The sequence below is a fragment of the Streptomyces sp. TAA486 genome (assembly GCF_000426165.1).
This window is the reverse complement of the sequence record NZ_AUEV01000006.1, coordinates 143,476-158,018: the sequence shown is the minus strand read 5'-3', so window position 1 is coordinate 158,018 and position 14,543 is coordinate 143,476. Positions and strand designations below refer to the sequence as shown.

The 14,543-nt window shown below is 70.8% G+C and carries 13 protein-coding genes; 5 read left to right on the top strand and 8 right to left on the bottom strand.

The window, feature by feature from the left end:
• Positions 1–85 precede the first annotated feature (85 nt).
• Entirely contained in the window at positions 86–1,264 is a 1,179-nt protein-coding gene (locus I004_RS0109570; RefSeq protein WP_028435299.1) for a cysteine desulfurase family protein, read from the bottom strand.
• 221 nt (positions 1,265–1,485) lie between these two features.
• Between I004_RS0109570 and I004_RS0109565 the strand changes: the two genes are divergently transcribed.
• The gene (locus I004_RS0109565) at positions 1,486–2,892 is read left to right on the top strand and encodes a hypothetical protein (RefSeq protein ID WP_028435298.1); all 1,407 of its coding nucleotides are present in this window, start codon (positions 1,486–1,488) and stop codon (positions 2,890–2,892) included.
• Positions 2,893–2,913: 21 nt separating this feature from the next.
• Here I004_RS0109565 and I004_RS0109560 read toward each other — a convergent pair whose 3' ends face one another.
• Positions 2,914–3,648, bottom strand: a complete 735-nt coding sequence (locus I004_RS0109560) for a Clp protease N-terminal domain-containing protein (RefSeq protein ID WP_028435297.1) — start codon at positions 3,646–3,648, stop codon at positions 2,914–2,916.
• 99 nt (positions 3,649–3,747) lie between these two features.
• Here I004_RS0109560 and I004_RS0109555 point away from each other — a divergent pair, with 99 nt between their 5' ends.
• A complete protein-coding gene (locus I004_RS0109555) occupies positions 3,748–4,560 on the top strand; it encodes a prepilin peptidase (RefSeq protein ID WP_028435296.1) in 813 nt (270 codons plus the stop codon).
• 146 nt (positions 4,561–4,706) lie between these two features.
• On the opposite strand, the gene I004_RS0109550 is transcribed toward I004_RS0109555, so the two are convergent.
• The gene (locus I004_RS0109550; protein WP_028435295.1) at positions 4,707–5,183 is read right to left on the bottom strand and encodes a DNA starvation/stationary phase protection protein; all 477 of its coding nucleotides are present in this window, start codon (positions 5,181–5,183) and stop codon (positions 4,707–4,709) included.
• 194 nt (positions 5,184–5,377) lie between these two features.
• Between I004_RS0109550 and I004_RS0109545 the strand changes: the two genes are divergently transcribed.
• Positions 5,378–6,259, top strand: coding sequence for an alpha/beta fold hydrolase (locus tag I004_RS0109545; RefSeq protein ID WP_037975626.1), 882 nt, complete (start codon positions 5,378–5,380; stop codon positions 6,257–6,259).
• A gap of 155 nt (positions 6,260–6,414) precedes the next feature.
• The gene (locus I004_RS33150; protein ID WP_199779360.1) at positions 6,415–7,764 is read left to right on the top strand and encodes an acyltransferase family protein; all 1,350 of its coding nucleotides are present in this window, start codon (positions 6,415–6,417) and stop codon (positions 7,762–7,764) included.
• 220 nt (positions 7,765–7,984) lie between these two features.
• Here the strand turns inward: I004_RS33150 and I004_RS0109535 are convergent, their stop codons facing one another.
• Together I004_RS0109535 and I004_RS0109530 are read right to left on the bottom strand one after the other, a co-directional pair.
• On the bottom strand, positions 7,985–8,524 hold the full coding sequence (locus I004_RS0109535) for a hypothetical protein (RefSeq protein ID WP_028435293.1): 540 nt from the start codon (positions 8,522–8,524) through the stop codon (positions 7,985–7,987).
• 135 nt (positions 8,525–8,659) lie between these two features.
• A complete protein-coding gene (locus I004_RS0109530) occupies positions 8,660–9,649 on the bottom strand; it encodes an ArsR family transcriptional regulator (protein ID WP_028435292.1) in 990 nt (329 codons plus the stop codon).
• A gap of 393 nt (positions 9,650–10,042) precedes the next feature.
• Here I004_RS0109530 and I004_RS37495 point away from each other — a divergent pair, with 393 nt between their 5' ends.
• Positions 10,043–10,435: a hypothetical protein gene (locus I004_RS37495; protein ID WP_051344880.1), complete on the top strand. Its 393-nt coding sequence runs from the start codon at positions 10,043–10,045 to the stop codon at positions 10,433–10,435.
• Between the two features lie 165 nt (positions 10,436–10,600).
• Here I004_RS37495 and I004_RS0109520 read toward each other — a convergent pair whose 3' ends face one another.
• The 3 genes from I004_RS0109520 to dctA form a co-directional block, all read right to left on the bottom strand.
• Positions 10,601–11,692, bottom strand: a complete 1,092-nt coding sequence (locus I004_RS0109520; RefSeq protein WP_028435291.1) for a tartrate dehydrogenase — start codon at positions 11,690–11,692, stop codon at positions 10,601–10,603.
• A gap of 170 nt (positions 11,693–11,862) precedes the next feature.
• Complete coding sequence (locus tag I004_RS0109515; protein WP_028435290.1) at positions 11,863–12,774, bottom strand: LysR family transcriptional regulator; 912 nt, start codon at positions 12,772–12,774, stop codon at positions 11,863–11,865.
• Positions 12,775–12,989: 215 nt separating this feature from the next.
• On the bottom strand, positions 12,990–14,486 hold the full coding sequence (dctA, locus tag I004_RS33135; protein WP_078510973.1) for a C4-dicarboxylate transporter DctA: 1,497 nt from the start codon (positions 14,484–14,486) through the stop codon (positions 12,990–12,992).
• Between the last annotated feature and the right edge of the window lie 57 nt (positions 14,487–14,543).

Sequence of the window (14,543 nt, the reverse complement as noted above, 5' to 3'; positions counted from 1 at the left end):
AGTCAACGGCACAACGGTCCGGTCGTCCAGACGGTGATCGGGAAATCGTCTCGCCCGGCAGGTCCGGAGAGGGCCGGGCGGGGTTTCAGCTGAGCCCCGCGCCGCGGGCGCGCTCGACGGCCGGACCGATCGCGGTGGCCAGCGCCTCCACGTCCGCCTCGGTGGAGGTGTGCCCCAGCGAGAAGCGCAGTGTGCCCCGCGCGAGATCCGGATCGGCGCCCGCTGCAAGCAGCACATGGCTCGGCTGGGCGATCCCCGCCGTGCACGCGGAACCGGTCGAGCACTCGATGCCCTGCGCGTCCAGCAGGAGCAGCAGCGAATCGCCCTCGCAGCCGGGGAAGGAGAAGTGCGCGTTGCCGGGGAGGCGGCCCGCCGGGTCCGGGTCGCCGTTGAGCACCGCGTCGGGAACCTCCGTGTGTACGCGCTCGATCAGCTTGTCCCGCAGGGTGCCGATGTCCCGCTCGAAGTCCGTGCGCCGCTCGGCGGCCAGCTCGGTGGCCACGGCGAAGGCGGCGACCGCGGGCACATCCAGCGTCCCCGAGCGCACGTCGCGCTCCTGGCCGCCGCCGTGCAGCAGCGGCACGGGCGTCTGCTCGCGGCGCAGCAGCAGCGCGCCCACGCCGTAGGGGCCGCCGATCTTGTGGCCGGTCAGCGTCAGCGCGGCGAGCCCGGACGTGGCGAAGTCCACCTCGGTCTGGCCCACCGCCTGCACCGCGTCCGCGTGCAGCGGGACGCCGAACTCCTCGGCGGCAGCGGCGAGTTCCACCACCGGCATGATCGTGCCGATCTCGTTGTTCGCCCACATGACGGTGGCCAGGGCGACGCTGCCGGGGTCGCGCGCGATCGCGTCGTGCAGCGCCGGCGCATGCACCCGGCCGTGCTCGTCGACCGGCAGCCACTCCACATCGGCGCCTTCGTGATCGGCGAGCCAGTGGACCGTGTCCAGGACCGCGTGGTGCTCGACGGGGCTGGCCAGGATGCGCGTACGGGCGGGGTCGGCGTCCCTGCGGGACCAGTACAGGCCCTTGACCGCGAGGTTGTCGGCCTCCGTCCCGCCCGCCGTGAAGACGACCTCGCTGGGCCGGGCCCCTAGCGGGGCCGCGAGCGCCTCTCTGGCCTCCTCGACGGTGCGCCGGGCCCGGCGGCCGGACCCGTGCAGTGACGAGGCGTTGCCGGTGACGGCGAGTTGGGCGGTCATCGCCTCGACCGCCTCGGGGAACATGGGCGTCGTGGCGGCGTGATCGAGGTAGGCGGAGCGAGCCATGATTCCTCGATTCTACGTACGTGGGCGGGCATCTGCGTGCGACGGGAAGGCGGGTGACCGCCTCGGGCGGCATCGGCCCGCACCCGTCTGACTGTTACTGTTCCAGCACCGCTACCGGGGGCGACGAGCCGGGACACAGTCCGTCACAACACCCCTGTGTGCGGCCGTATTCCACGTGGGCGCTGGGTCACAGGAGAACAGGGGCAGGGGGGTGTGGCGCGATGCCACAGGTGCGGGTGCTGGGCAAGGGCGCGCGGATCACCGGGGGGATCTTTTGTCTCCTCTTCGCGCTGCACACATGGATCTGGGTGCTGAGGGACCTCCTCGAACTCGACTTCGCCGACACCTGGAAGGTGTGGACGGGAGCGCTCGGGCCGACCGCGGCCGGGCTGACGGACATCCCTGCCACCACCGCCGACGACATCGGTCTCGGCCTCCTCCAGATCGCCGCGGCCTTCGCCGCCCTCACGGGCGCCTGGGCGGCCGGCGGTCTCCTGGCCGTCACCACGGTGCTGACCCTCGCCTGGCGGCTGCCCGTGATCTGGCATGCGGGCCTGCACTCGGAGACATCGGCGTACTACGCGCTCCAGGGCTTCCACGACGACCCGTCATTGGACGCCGCCTGGTCGAGCTGCCTCTGGGTCGTGCTCTTCTGCCTGCCGCTCGCGATCGTCCTGATGGCAGGCATCCGGCGCTGGACAGGGCAGCCGGCCCTGACGGCACAGCCGTACGGGGCTCCCGCGCATGCCTACGGGCAGCCGTACGGCCAGCCGTTCGGGCAGGGGATGCCGCCGCAGCCTCCGCAACCCGCGCAGCCCCCGGAGCCGCTTCTCCCGAGCGAGTGCCCGCAGCGCCCGACCAGGGTGCACGCGGTCGTCGCGGCGGTCTTCTTCGCAGTGCTGATGATCTTCAGCTTCGGCTGGAGCATCCACGCGTTCGCCACGGCGGGCGCCGACTACTGGTTCCGCCTCTTCACCGGCCGGGGCACCGTCTTCACACTGCTCGACGTGTCCCCGGGCTGGGACTGGCTCACCCTGATCTTCGTGGGCGGCGCCGCCTGCGTCCTGGCCATGCTCCGCACTGCCTCCGCCCGGGGCTTCTCCCTGGGCCTCGCCATCGTGCTGCTGCCGCAGGCCATCACCGTGCTGTGGGGCTACATCGAGGGTGGCTTCTTCGAGCTGGGCGACGCGGCGCCGGTCGTGATCTTCTTCGGGCGCCTGGAGCTACTGATCACGCTGGCTGGAGCGGTGACGCTGATCGTGCTGGCGCTGCGCCCCGGCATTCCGGCACAGCCAGGGCCCGCGCCGGTCGCGGGAGGAGCACCGCCCTTCGGGGCGTTCCCCGTCCAGGCGCCGGGACAGCCGCCGATGCAGGCACACGCCCAGCCGTACGTCCCGCAGCAGCCGGGGCCCGTCTCCGCGGGCCCAGGTCCCGCAGGCCCCGCGTACGCCTATCCCCCGGCCCAGCCCGCCGGGCCACCGCCGAGCGGGCCCTTGCCCGCGGCGCCACCGGTCACACCTCCGGGGACGCCGCCGCCTCCGGCAGGGCCGCCGCCTTCGGCGCCGCCGTCCCAGGGCGGTGGCGACGGTGCCGCAGGCGGCACGTTCGGGCCGCCGCCCACGTACTGATCCGGGGTCGGGCGGAACTCGTCAGCCTCCGGCGGCGGCCTCCAGCGCGGCGGTGATCTCGGCCTCGGCGCCCGCCTTGTCGACGCCCAGGCCCGTCAGCGTGCCGTCCCCGTCCTCGAGTTCCAGGAGCGCGAGGAGGATGTGTTCCGTACCGACGAAGTTGTGGCCCAGGCGCAGCGCCTCCCGGAAGGTGAGTTCCAGCGCCTTCTTGGCCCGCGCGTCGAAGGGGATCAGCTCCGGCACCTCGTCGGCACCCTCCGGCAGCGTCCCGGTCACCGCCTCGCGGACGGCTTCGAGGGACACCCCCCGCGCGACGATCGCCTTCGCGCCGATTCCGTCCGGCTCGCGGAGGAGGCCGAGAATCAGGTGGCCGGGGGCGATCTCGGTGTTGCCTGCCCGCCGCGCCTCGTTCTGGGAGCACACCACGACGCTCCGTGCGCGCGGGGTGAAGCGGCCGAAGCCCTGCGAGGGGTCGAGATCGGCACTCTCGCCCGGCACGGGGGCCTTGGGCACGAAACGCTTCTGGGCCGCCTGCCGCGTGACGCCCATGCTCTTGCCGATGTCCGTCCAGGACGCACCCGAGCGGCGGGCCTGGTCCACGAAGTGGCCGATGAGGTGGTCCGCGATGTCACCGAGGTGATCGGCGGCGAGCACGGCGTCCGAGAGCTGGTCGAGTGCGTCGGAGTGGACGTTCTTGATGGCCTCGATCAGGTCGTCGAGCCGTACCCGACCGGCCATGGGAATGGGATCCGTCATGTGGCAACCTTAGGTTGACATCCCGGAGAGCGTCAACTCGTAGTTGACACTGACCGCGCTCCGGGTGACCGCACTGTCTGTTCCAGGGGGTGGACACCGATGCCCGTACTCGTCCCGCTACTGACGATGTGCGCGGCGGCGTACGGCGCGGCCGCGGGCTCTCTTCTGCCGCGCGCCGTCTACCGGTTGGCCGTGCCGCCGGAGGCGCCCTGGCGCGGAGCATGCCCGGCGGGGCATGAACTCACCGGCGCCGCACGCGGATGGCTCGGCCGCCCGCGCTGCCCGTCGTGTCCGCCCGCGGCGGTGGCAGCGGTCGCGGAGAGCGGTGGTCCAGGAGTGGCCGAGGCACCGCACGAGTCCTCGCGGCCCTTCGGCGTCTCCACCGGGTCGTTCACCGTCGTCTGCGCGTCGGTCTGCGCGGCGCTTGCTCTCTTCGTGGGCCCGCGGCCGGAGTTGGGCGTCTGGCTGCTGGCCGCGCCCTTCGGGCTGCTGCTCGCCGCCGTCGACGTCCGTGCCCAACGGCTCCCGGACATACTGACGTTGCCGCTGGCCGGGGCGACCGCCGCCCTGCTAGGTCTCGCGGCTCTGGCACCGCGCGCAGGCGGCGAGTGGACGGACGCGCTGCTGGGCGGAGGCGTCCTCGCCGCCGCCTATTTCGTTCTGTTCCTGCTGAATCCCCGCGGGATGGGCTTCGGCGACGTGAAGCTCGCCGTCGCTCTCGGCCTCGCCCTGGGCTGGTACGGCTGGGAAGTCCTCTTCACCGGGACGTTCCTCAGCTTCCTGCTCGCCGCCGGCTACGGACTGGTGCTGGTGCTGGCCAGGCGGGCGAGGTGGAAGACAGCCGTGCCCTTCGGTCCGTTCATGCTGCTGGGCACACTGGCGGGGCTGCTGCTCGGGGGCGCCACGGTCTGACGCGGCCGCCTCCCGCAGACCGGATCCCGAAGGCCGGCTGCGGACCGGCTCCGGCCGCCGTTCCTGGCGACCGGAGCCGTCTCATGCCCGGGGAACCCTCATCACGTCCGGGCCGACGGGGCCCGGAGCCACCCCGGACTTCCTCCTCAACTGCCGTTCTCTGCCTGGAACATCCAGTGATGCTTCTCGAGATCGGCAGTGAGCTGTATGAAGATGTCCTCGGTCACGGGGTCCGGTTCGCTCACCGAACGCATGCGCTCGCGGGCGCCGCCTATGGTCGCCTCCAGGGCCTTGACCATCGTCCGTACCGCGTCGGTGTCCTTCTGCCAGCCCTCCGTCACCCGCTCTATCGCGCTCGCCGCCGCGACGGTCGAGGAACGGCCGTCCGGGGGCAGGCCGAGCGCGGACGCCCGCTCGGCCACGGTGTCCGAGTACGAACGCGCGGTGGAGACCACGTCGTCGAGCTGGAGATGGATGGACCGGAAGCGGGGGCCGATCACATTCCAGTGGATCTGCTTCGCGACGAGGGAGAGATCGACCAGGTCCACGAGCTCACCCTGAAGGGCTTCGCCGACGGTCTTCAGGTCGGCGTCCGGGAGCGTGCTCTTCACTGCGTAGGTCACAACCTTCTCGCTTTCTCTCGGCCGGCCCTGCATTTCTCACATGCCGGGTATCCGATTGAGTGGCAGCGATTCATCACGCAGCAGATCCGCCCCGGGGCGGGCAATCACCTGGCGGACCCAAGCAGTCACCGTCCGCCATAACGGCAGTCCGTAAATGCCGTGCATGTCCGTCCCGCCTTGCGGAGACTGTGCGGATGACGGAACGCATCGCCGGTGAGTCCGGCAACTGGGCCGCGGCCCTGGACCGCGCCTACGAGAGCTCGTCCGGCACCGTGCGGTGGGGCCGGCTCGGCCCCGCGGACGGGCCCCCTGTCGTGCTGCTGCACGGAACGCCGTGGTCGTCGTACACGTGGCGCGCCGTCGCCCGCGCACTCGCGCAGACGTTCCGCGTCCATGTGTGGGACATGCCGGGCTACGGCACTTCCGCGATGTACGAGGGCCAGGACGTGTCCCTCGCCGCGCAAGGCCTGATCTTCGCCGAACTGCTCGACCACTGGGGCCTGTCGACCGCGGGCGCACACCGGCCCGCGGTGCTGGCCCATGACTTCGGCGGCTGTGTCGCCCTGCGCGCACATCTGCTGCACGGCGCCGAGTACGGACGTCTCGCGCTCGTCGACCCGGTTGCCCTGGCCCCCTGGGGGTCACCGGCCTACCGGCTGCTGGGCGAACAGGCAGAGGTGTTCGGGCAGTTGCCGCGCGCGCTGCACGAGGCGCTGGTGCGCGAGTACATCCGCTCGGCGAGCGCGCACGGGCTGGGCTCCCGTGTGCTGGACGGGCTGGTGGCGCCGTGGCTGGGAGAGGCGGGCCAGAGCGCCTTCTACCGTCAGATCCGGCAGAACGACCAGCGCTTCACGGACGAGATCGAGGGACGCTACGGCGAGATCCGGCCGCCCGTGCTCGTCTGCTGGGGTACGGCCGACACCTGGATCCCCGTCGACCGCGCGCACCGGCTGGCGGATCTGATCCCCGGTGCACGGCTCCAGTTCGTCGAGGGCGCCGGACACTTGGTGCAGGAGGACGCTCCGGCCCAACTGACGGCCGCACTGGTGGAGTTTCTGCACGTCACGGAGGTGTAGCGACCCGGCGGCACCAGCGGCTCCCGGTCACGGTGCGGGCGGGGTCACCGGTCGCTGAACGCAGAAGGTACCCGCAACTCTCCTCGCTCTTCGCGAAATCGCTGCATCGTACAGAAAAACTCCGGACGCCGGCCTCCGCTTCTAGCGTGCGGCAGATGCTGCAGGCCGGTACCGAACGCGCGCCGCTCCCCCCGCTGCGTACTGAACCCGCCGCTGCTGCCCGTGAGTTACCGGCGAGAGTGCCGGGCCACGCGGACGGTGTGGACCGTACGGACGAGGTGGATCGCCCCGTCCAGGTGGACGAGAAGCAGGCGGGACAGAGGGACGGGCCGCCCCGCGACCCGTATCTCGACAACGCCAAGTACCTGACCATCGTGCTCGTCGCAGTCGGGCACGCGTGTGCGCCGCTGACGATCGGCAGCCGCCCGACGACGGCGCTGTACTACCTGCTCTACACGTTCCACATGCCGGCGTTCGTCATCATCTCCGGTTATCTCTCCCGCCGTTTCGAGTGCCGGCCGCGGCAGATCCGGCGGCTGCTGACGGGCATCGTCGTCCCGTACCTCGTTTTCCAGACGCTCTTCACGTTCTTCATGCGATGGGCCGCTGACGACCCGGACCGTGAATTCAGCTACCAGGAACCGGGGTTCGCCCTGTGGTTCCTGGTCGCGCTGTGCCTGTGGCGGATGACGACGCCTCTGTGGAGGATCCTGCGGTGGCCGCTGCCCGTGGCCGTGGCCATCGCGGTCGCGGCGAGCGTGACGCCCAGCATCAGCGACGATCTGGGACTGATGCGGACCGCGCAGTTCCTGCCGTTCTTCGTGCTGGGGCTCCGACTGCGGCCCGAACACTTCGAGTTGGTGCGGCACCGCATCGTACGGATCCTCGCAGTGCCGGTCGCCGCGGGTGCGCTGGCGGTGTCGTACGCGGCCGTGCCGTACATCTCCGGGGCCCCGTTCCTGCACGACAAGGACGCGCAGAGCCTGGGCCTGCCGTCGTGGCTGGGCGCGGTGATGACGCTGACGGCGTTCGCCTGCGCGCTGGTGATGACGGCGTGCTTCCTGTCCTGGGTCCCGCGCAGGCGCATGTGGTTCACGTCCTTGGGTGCCGGGACGCTCTGCGCGTACGTGCTGCACGTCTATCCGGTCCAGTACGCCAAGGAACTCGGCTGGTTCGAGCACGAGGGGGCGCAGCATCCGCTCGACCGATTCGCCATCACGGTGATCGCGGCGGGGCTCATGACCCTTCTCTGTACGGCGCCGGTGCGGCAGGGGCTGCGCTTCGTGCTGGAGCCGAGGATGAGGTGGTTCTTCACCACACAGGCGAACGCACCCTCCACCGACTCGCAGGCTCCGAATCCACCAGCGCCCGACGCACCGACCGCGAGCCCGCGCCAACTTCCGCCCGCTCCGTCCGCCCGGCCCCTGGAACTGCCCCCGGCGCCGCCGAATCCGGACGGGGACACCGAGGCCGGCATGAAGGGCACGGCACGTGGGAGCCCTTAGACCGTGTCCCGTGCGGTGAGGCGGCATCAGGCCAGGGAGCCCGGCGAAACCCGTTGGCGAGCCACGGCTACCACTGTTGCTTTCCCGGGGGATGCCGCCCAGCCGTTCGTCGTCCGGGCTGCCGCCCTCCCCCGCGGGGCGGCAGCACCGTCCGCACCGGCAGAAGCCGGCCGGCGCCGGTCGGACGGCGGTCCGACCGGCGCCCCCGCGTGGAACGGGCTCAGCAGTTACGGATGCTCCACACGGGCGTCCAGTCGTAGTCCGAGGCGCCTTCGCCGGGACCGACGGCCAGCAGGTGGTTGCCGGTCTTGCCGTAGAAGTGCGCGACGGCGCCGCCGGTCTGGGAGTTGCGGTAGGACCCCGAGCCGACGAAGTTCGACAGCGCGTAGGTCTCGCAGTAGTAGAGGAAGAAGACCGCCACGTCCCCCCTCGTGGGGTCGTAGGCGGCGACGCACAGGTTCCCGCTGTCGCACGTGAGGCTGCCGCCCAACGGCACATGCACGATCTTGTTGGCCTTCGGCCAGGTCGTCGGAGGCTCCGCGAGCACGGATCCGGCCGGGAGTGCCGACTCTCCCCCTGGGCCTTGTGCCCCGGGATGTTCCCCAAGGGGCGGCGCCGTCGGCATGGTCAGAACCTGACCGGCGTTCTTCTTGTGGTCGTTCTCCGAAGAGGCGGCCTGTGCCGGTGCGGTCGTGGCGAACACTGCCGACAGCAGGCACGCCAGGCCGATGACGGCATGGATGGAACGTCTCTTGCGCATTTCTGTGAATCCCCCCTGTGATGGCGGAAATCGGGCCCCGCGTGACGAATGCGGACCGTTTCCGTGCTGACAGGCTGGCGTCGGACGTCGCGGTGCCGCCACACGTTGAAGCTGTGGCTTAGACGTCCTGCGCGCTCAGTGGTCGTCGAGCAGGGCGAGCCCCGCGGGGGTGATGGTGTGCAGCATGTGCCGGCTCCGGCGCACGCTCAGCAGCAGGCCCGCCCCGCGAAGAACTGCGGTGTGCTGACTCACGGCCGCGTCGGAGATGCCGAACCGCCGGGCGAGTTCACCGGTCGTACGGCCCGTCACGACGTCCTCCAGGATCGCTGCCCGGGTACGCCCGAGCAGAAGACTCAGGCCGGCGTCCAGTTCCGTGGCGCTCCTCCCCCGGGCCCAGCCGAGGGTGTGCTGGATGGGATAGACGAGGACCGGGGTCAGTTCGGGGGACGGGCGGGCGAGCATGACGGGACTCCGGGAGCAGAAGAACGACGGCTGAAGCACCAACCCCCGTCCTTCGAGCCGCAGTTCGCGTTCGACGGGATAGTCGGCCTCCAGCACCGGCGGCTTCCAGCGCAGCAACGGCCGGAAACTGGCCAGGAGTCCCTGCGCGCCTCCCGCCAGGGCCGCCCGGGCACGGACCGCCCGGTCGGCGTCGACCTGCGCCTGGACCTGGGGGAAGAACGGCATGAGCGCACGCCGGTGGTAGGCGTGCAGGGCGGAGCCGAGCCGGCGCAGGGCCTCGGGTTCGCCCTCGGCAAGAGCACGGGCGCCCGCCGGTAACGGCCGCCGCCCCCGCACCGGGGAGGCGGCGAGCACCGCGAGGTCGTCGCGCAGTGCGGTCTTGGGCGTGCGGAGCACGGTGTCGACGGCGCTCTCCAGGTTCGAACCGCCGGAGCCGGGCGTGAGGAAGTCCGGCGAATAACCGCGCGACGGCAGGAGCGACGGCAGCAGGCCGTCCGCCGGGCTCAGCCGCGGCCGGACCAGCCGCCGCCAGTCGCCGAACGCCAGCACGTCGTCCTCCCGGATCAGCGTCTGGAAGCTGTTGGCGATCTCCCAGAGGTGGTCGGGCGTCGCGGCGACACGGACACGCGCGATGTCGTCGGCCGTGAAGTGCATCCGCAGCATGGGGTCTCCGATGCGGCTCGGTCACCGGGCGTATCGCGGTGCTCCATGACAGTGTCCGAGCCCGTCCGGCGAGGCAAGGCTGCATTCGGACACCGACGCGTGGAAGGGACGGGCATCGGCCCCGCCACGGCAAGAGCAGCGGTGCCGGAACCGGCGCTGCCCTCGGCGGCATCGACGGCTCGAGCCGTAGCCGCGGCAGCCGCCGCACAGAGCTGTGTGACCTGCTGTCCGCGGTGAGTTGGGTCTCATTCCGGCCGGTCCGGCGCTCGCGCAGTGTCATGTCCGCAAGGCTGACCACCAGGTTCGGTTCGATGACCGGGTCCGGTCCGACGACGAAGTACGCGGCCGGTTACAGGTGTTCGGCCACCGCCCCGGCAAGGCAAGGAGGACAGGGTGCCCTGGGAGACCCCGTACGAGGAGATGGAGCGTCTGGAAGGCGAACGGCGCCGCTTGGAGCTGCAGTTGGCCGCCACCCCGGAGTCCGAGAGGGACCGGCGCGCCCACCTGCGGGAGTGGGCGGACCGCCGCACGGCCGAGATCGACAAGCTGTACGACCGACGACCCCTCGACCGCTGGGACAGGCTCGCCCTCGGCACCAGCGGCGTGCTCTGCGCCGCGGGTTCCTTCGCAGTCGGCACGTTCTGGGAGCGCATCGCCCTCTCCGCTCTCGCCCTGCTGATCCTCGACTCATTCAGAACCGGCCTCCTGGTGCATCTGGCACGGAAGACGACCAGGCGCCTGACACGCCGTACCCATTGGGACAAGACACGGCATACCTCGGTGTGATCAACCGCCGGACGACGCCCGGGAGTTGACCGAGCGAGGGCGTGTCCGGGCGACCGCAGTCGCGCGATGCCCGGCCGAGACCCGCCGCCCCGGGCCAGGCGGTCACGCCGCACGGCCGTGGCACGTGATCGAGAGCTGCCCTCCGTCGCCGACCAGCTCTCACCCTCACACGCTCAGCGCGTCGATCAGCGCCTTGGTGACCTCCTCCGTGGAGGCGGTGCCGCCGACATCGCGAGTGAGGATCCCCGTGGCCGTGGTGGTCTCGATCGCCTTCCGCAGACGGGCGGCCTGCTCCGGGAGCCCGAAGTGGTCCAGCATCAGTGCACCGCTGCCGACCGCGCCGATCGGATTGGCGAGGCCCTGGCCGGCGATGTCCGGGGCGGAGCCGTGTACGGGCTCGAACATGCTGGGGAAGCGGCGCTCGGGGTTGAGGTTGGCGCTGGCGGCCAGGCCGAGGCTGCCGGACAGGGCGCTGCCGAGGTCGGAGAGGATGTCGGCGTTGAGGTTGGAGGCGACGACGACGGAGAGGTCTTCCGGCTGGAGGACGAACTTCGCGGACATGGCGTCGACGAGGACGCTCTCGGTCTCCACGTCCGGATAGTCGGCGGAGACACGCGTGAAAACGTCGTCCCACAGGACCATGCCGTACTGCTGTGCGTTGCTCTTGGTGACGGACGAGACCTTCCGCCGGTCCCGCGTGCGAGCGAGGTCGAAGGCGAAGCGCATGATGCGTTCGCAGCCCACCTCGGTGAACAGGGCCGACTGGACCGCGACTTCACTGCCCTGACCGCGGCCGGAGAAGTTGCGGCCGCCGAGACCCGCGTACTCTCCCTCGCTGTTCTCCCGTATGACGACCCAGTCGAGGTGGATGTCGTCGGCCTTGCGCAGCGGACTCTGCACGCCGGGCAGGAACTGCATCGGGCGCACGTTGGCCCACTGGTCGAAGGTCTGGCAGATCTTCAGGCGCAGACCCCAGAGACTGATGTGATCGGGGACGGTGGGCCAGCCGACGGCGCCGAAGTAGATGGCGTCGAACTCCTTGAGGCGCTCCAGACCGTCGCCGTCGATCATCTCGCCCGTCCGCTCGTAGTACCCACAGCCCCACGGGAACTCCTCCCAGTCGAACGCGAAGGCGTCCGCCGAGCCACGGGAGCCGTCGGCCAGGGCGTCCAGGACCGCGCGTCCTGCGGCGACGACCTCCTTGCCCACTCCGTCGGCGGGGACGGCGGCTATGCGGAACGTGCGGGGTGTGCTCATCGGTGCCTCCGGCGCATGGCAGATGTGGGGCGGTGAACGGTGCGGCGCGGACCGGCGGACGGACCCCGGCGTACGCGACGCTTCCGGGATCCGAGTCAACACACCAGGTTCACGGCACGTCCAAGACCTGCTTTCGATGCGAGCCATAGGCACCGCCGATGGGTCGGTCGTCAGCCCTCCGGCGACGGGGGCCGGGCCCGGTGCGCGGCCAGGGATCCGGTGAGGGAGAGGAAGGCACGCGCGGCCGGAGTGAGATGAGCCGGGAGGCTCACCATCGCCACATGAAGATGCGCGGTTGGCTCGATCGGTGCGACCACGGCACCGCAACGGCGCGCCAGCCGCGTCCAGGCGGAAGGCAGCACGGCGACCCCCACTCCGGTGAGGACGAGGGGCAGGATCGAGGTCCGGTGGTCGACCACCGTCACGATCTCGGTCCCTGTTCCGCCCGCGGTGACGTCGTCGACGATGCTGCGCATGAGGCTGCCCGTCCGGGACGCGATGAGCTTCTGGCCGGCGAGATCGTGAGGGGACAGTGCGACGTCGTCCTCGACAAGGCCGCCGGGCGCAGCCACCACCACGAACGGCTGGTCCTCGACGTTCAGCACGTCCAGCCCGGACGGGCTGACGGGGCTGGCGGAGCCCAGCAGCCCCAGCTCGCAGGCGCCGCTGCGGACCAGCGAGACCACCTCGTCGGGTGTGAAGGCAGCCTGCGTGGACACCGTCACGGACGGGTGCAGCTCGGCGAACCGCTGGACGAGGGTGGTCAACGGCTCGATGCCGGGCGACGGCATGGTGGCCACCTCGACGGTCCCGCCGTGCAGACCTGCGAGGGCGGCAGCTGTGTCGCGCACGGCCGCCAGGTCCCGCAGCACGCGCCGGCTGGGTTCCAGCAGCTCCGTACCGGCCTCGCTGAGGACGACCCCTCGTCCCACCCGGTGGAAGATGGCCACCCCGAGATCGGCTTCCAGGTTGGCCATGGCCTGGGAGAGGGACGGCTGCGCCACGTGCAGCGCGGCCGCCGCCTTGCTGAAGCCGCCGTGCTCGACGATGGCGAGGAAGTACTCGAGCTGCCGCGCGTCCACGGCGCCTCCCGGGTCTTGACCTGGATCGACAGGCGCAGCCTAGTCACCGCCCGGGCCGTTCAGCTGTTCGTCGAGCTCCGCGGTCCCCGGGCGCCGGGCCGGCCACCCGCGGACCGGTCAGCGATCCGTGGCGGGCGCACGGTCCTCAGCGGCCGGGCGCGCACAAGCCCTGCGCTCGTCACGGGAACGACCACAGGGCTCACGCCGTCAGGACGTCACTTCGCCACCTCCGCGGAGCCGCCGGCCTTCGCGCCCGCCTTGACGCCTGTGTTCGCACCGGCTTCGGGACGGTCCGCGGAGGAGGAGTCCCCGTGCCCGTCTCCGTCCGCGTCTCCGTCCATGGCTGTTTCCCGGTCTTCCCGGCCGCCTGCCGCCGTGACCGGCGGGGCCTCGGCCCGGCCCGCCAGCACCTCGCGCGCCCTGGCCAGGTCGAGCCCCCGCTCCCACTTGGCGATGAACAGGGTGGCGACGGCGTTGCCGCAGAAGTTGACCAGTGCCCGGCACTCCGACATGAACTTGTCGATCCCGAAGATGAGCATGATCCCGGCGGCGGGAACGGTGCCGACCGTCGACAACGTCGCGGTGAGGGCGATGAACCCGCCCCCGGCGACACCGGCCGCACCCTTGGACGTCAGCAGCATGACGGCGAGCAGGCCGAGCTGCTGCGTGGCGGACAAGGGGGTGTCGGTGGCCTGGGCGATGTAGAGGGTGCCCAGCGACAGGTAGATGGACGCACCGTCGAGGTTGAAGCTGTAGCCGGTCGGCACGACAAGGCCGACCGTGGAGCGTTCGACGCCCATGAACTGCAGTTTCCGCATCAGACCCGGCAGCGCGGGCTCGGCCGTGGACGTTCCGAGGACGAGCAGGAGCTCCTCCTTGAAGTAGCGGAAGAGCTGGAAGATGTTCAGCCGCACGTACGCGGCGAGCACTCCGCCCAGGACGACCACGACGAACAGAATGGACGTGACGTAGAAGAGGACGATCAGCGAACCGAGGCTGGTCAGCGTGGACAGGCCGAACTTCCCGATGGCGAAGGCCATCGCGCCGAAGGCGCCCAGCGGAGCGGCCTTCATCACGAACGCCAGCACCTTGAACACGATCTCGGTGAGCCGGTTGACGGTCGCGATGACCTGCTCGCCCGCCTTGCCCACCGACTTGAGCGCGATGCCGAAGATCACGGCCAGGAAGATGATCTGGAGGATGTCGCCTTCGATGAAGGGCCCGAAGAAGCTCTCCGGCACCAGGCCGGTGAGGAACTCCCACCAGTGCTGGTGCTCGCCCTGCTGGATGTACTGGCCGGCCTCGCCCGAGGTGTCCAGCTTCGAGGGGTCGGCGTGCACTCCGTCGCCGAGGCGGAAGATGTTGATCGCCACGAGCCCCGTCAGCATGGCGACGATCGTGCCGACCTGGAAGTAGGCCAGGGCCTTGATGCCGGTGAGACCGACCGTCTTCAGATTCGCGACCCCGGCGATGCCGCCGATGATCGTCAGGAAGACGATCGGCCCGATCAGCATCTTCATCGCGGTGATGAACGTCGTGCCGATGGGCTCCATGGACTCGGCGAGATCCGGCCACCGCCAGCCCAGCACGATGCCGAGGACGATCGCCACGAGCACCTGTATGTACAGCTGCCGGTACCACGGCGCCGGCGCGGCGCGGGTGCCCGGTGCTCCCCGTCCATCCTCCGCGGCGCCGTCCGGGGTCTGCGTCATTGCAACCTCCCTGATCGCGCGACACCGGAGCCGTCCGGCATCGCGCTGACTGTGCGC

What these genes read in the sequence shown, in the direction of transcription:
- I004_RS0109560 (WP_028435297.1), bottom strand. Translation starts at nt 3,648, where the DNA reads ATGACGGATCCCATTCCCATGGCCGGTCGGGTACGGCTCGACGACCTG.
- I004_RS0109530 (WP_028435292.1), bottom strand. Translation starts at nt 9,649, where the DNA reads ATGCTGCGGATGCACTTCACGGCCGACGACATCGCGCGTGTCCGTGTC.
- I004_RS0109520 (WP_028435291.1), bottom strand. Translation starts at nt 11,692, where the DNA reads ATGAGCACACCCCGCACGTTCCGCATAGCCGCCGTCCCCGCCGACGGA.
- I004_RS0109545 (WP_037975626.1), top strand. Translation starts at nt 5,378, where the DNA reads ATGACGGAACGCATCGCCGGTGAGTCCGGCAACTGGGCCGCGGCCCTG.
- I004_RS0109570 (WP_028435299.1), bottom strand. Translation starts at nt 1,264, where the DNA reads ATGGCTCGCTCCGCCTACCTCGATCACGCCGCCACGACGCCCATGTTC.
- I004_RS0109565 (WP_028435298.1), top strand. Translation starts at nt 1,486, where the DNA reads ATGCCACAGGTGCGGGTGCTGGGCAAGGGCGCGCGGATCACCGGGGGG.
- I004_RS33150 (WP_199779360.1), top strand. Translation starts at nt 6,415, where the DNA reads ATGCTGCAGGCCGGTACCGAACGCGCGCCGCTCCCCCCGCTGCGTACT.
- I004_RS0109555 (WP_028435296.1), top strand. Translation starts at nt 3,748, where the DNA reads ATGCCCGTACTCGTCCCGCTACTGACGATGTGCGCGGCGGCGTACGGC.
- I004_RS0109535 (WP_028435293.1), bottom strand. Translation starts at nt 8,524, where the DNA reads ATGCGCAAGAGACGTTCCATCCATGCCGTCATCGGCCTGGCGTGCCTG.
- dctA (WP_078510973.1), bottom strand. Translation starts at nt 14,486, where the DNA reads ATGACGCAGACCCCGGACGGCGCCGCGGAGGATGGACGGGGAGCACCG.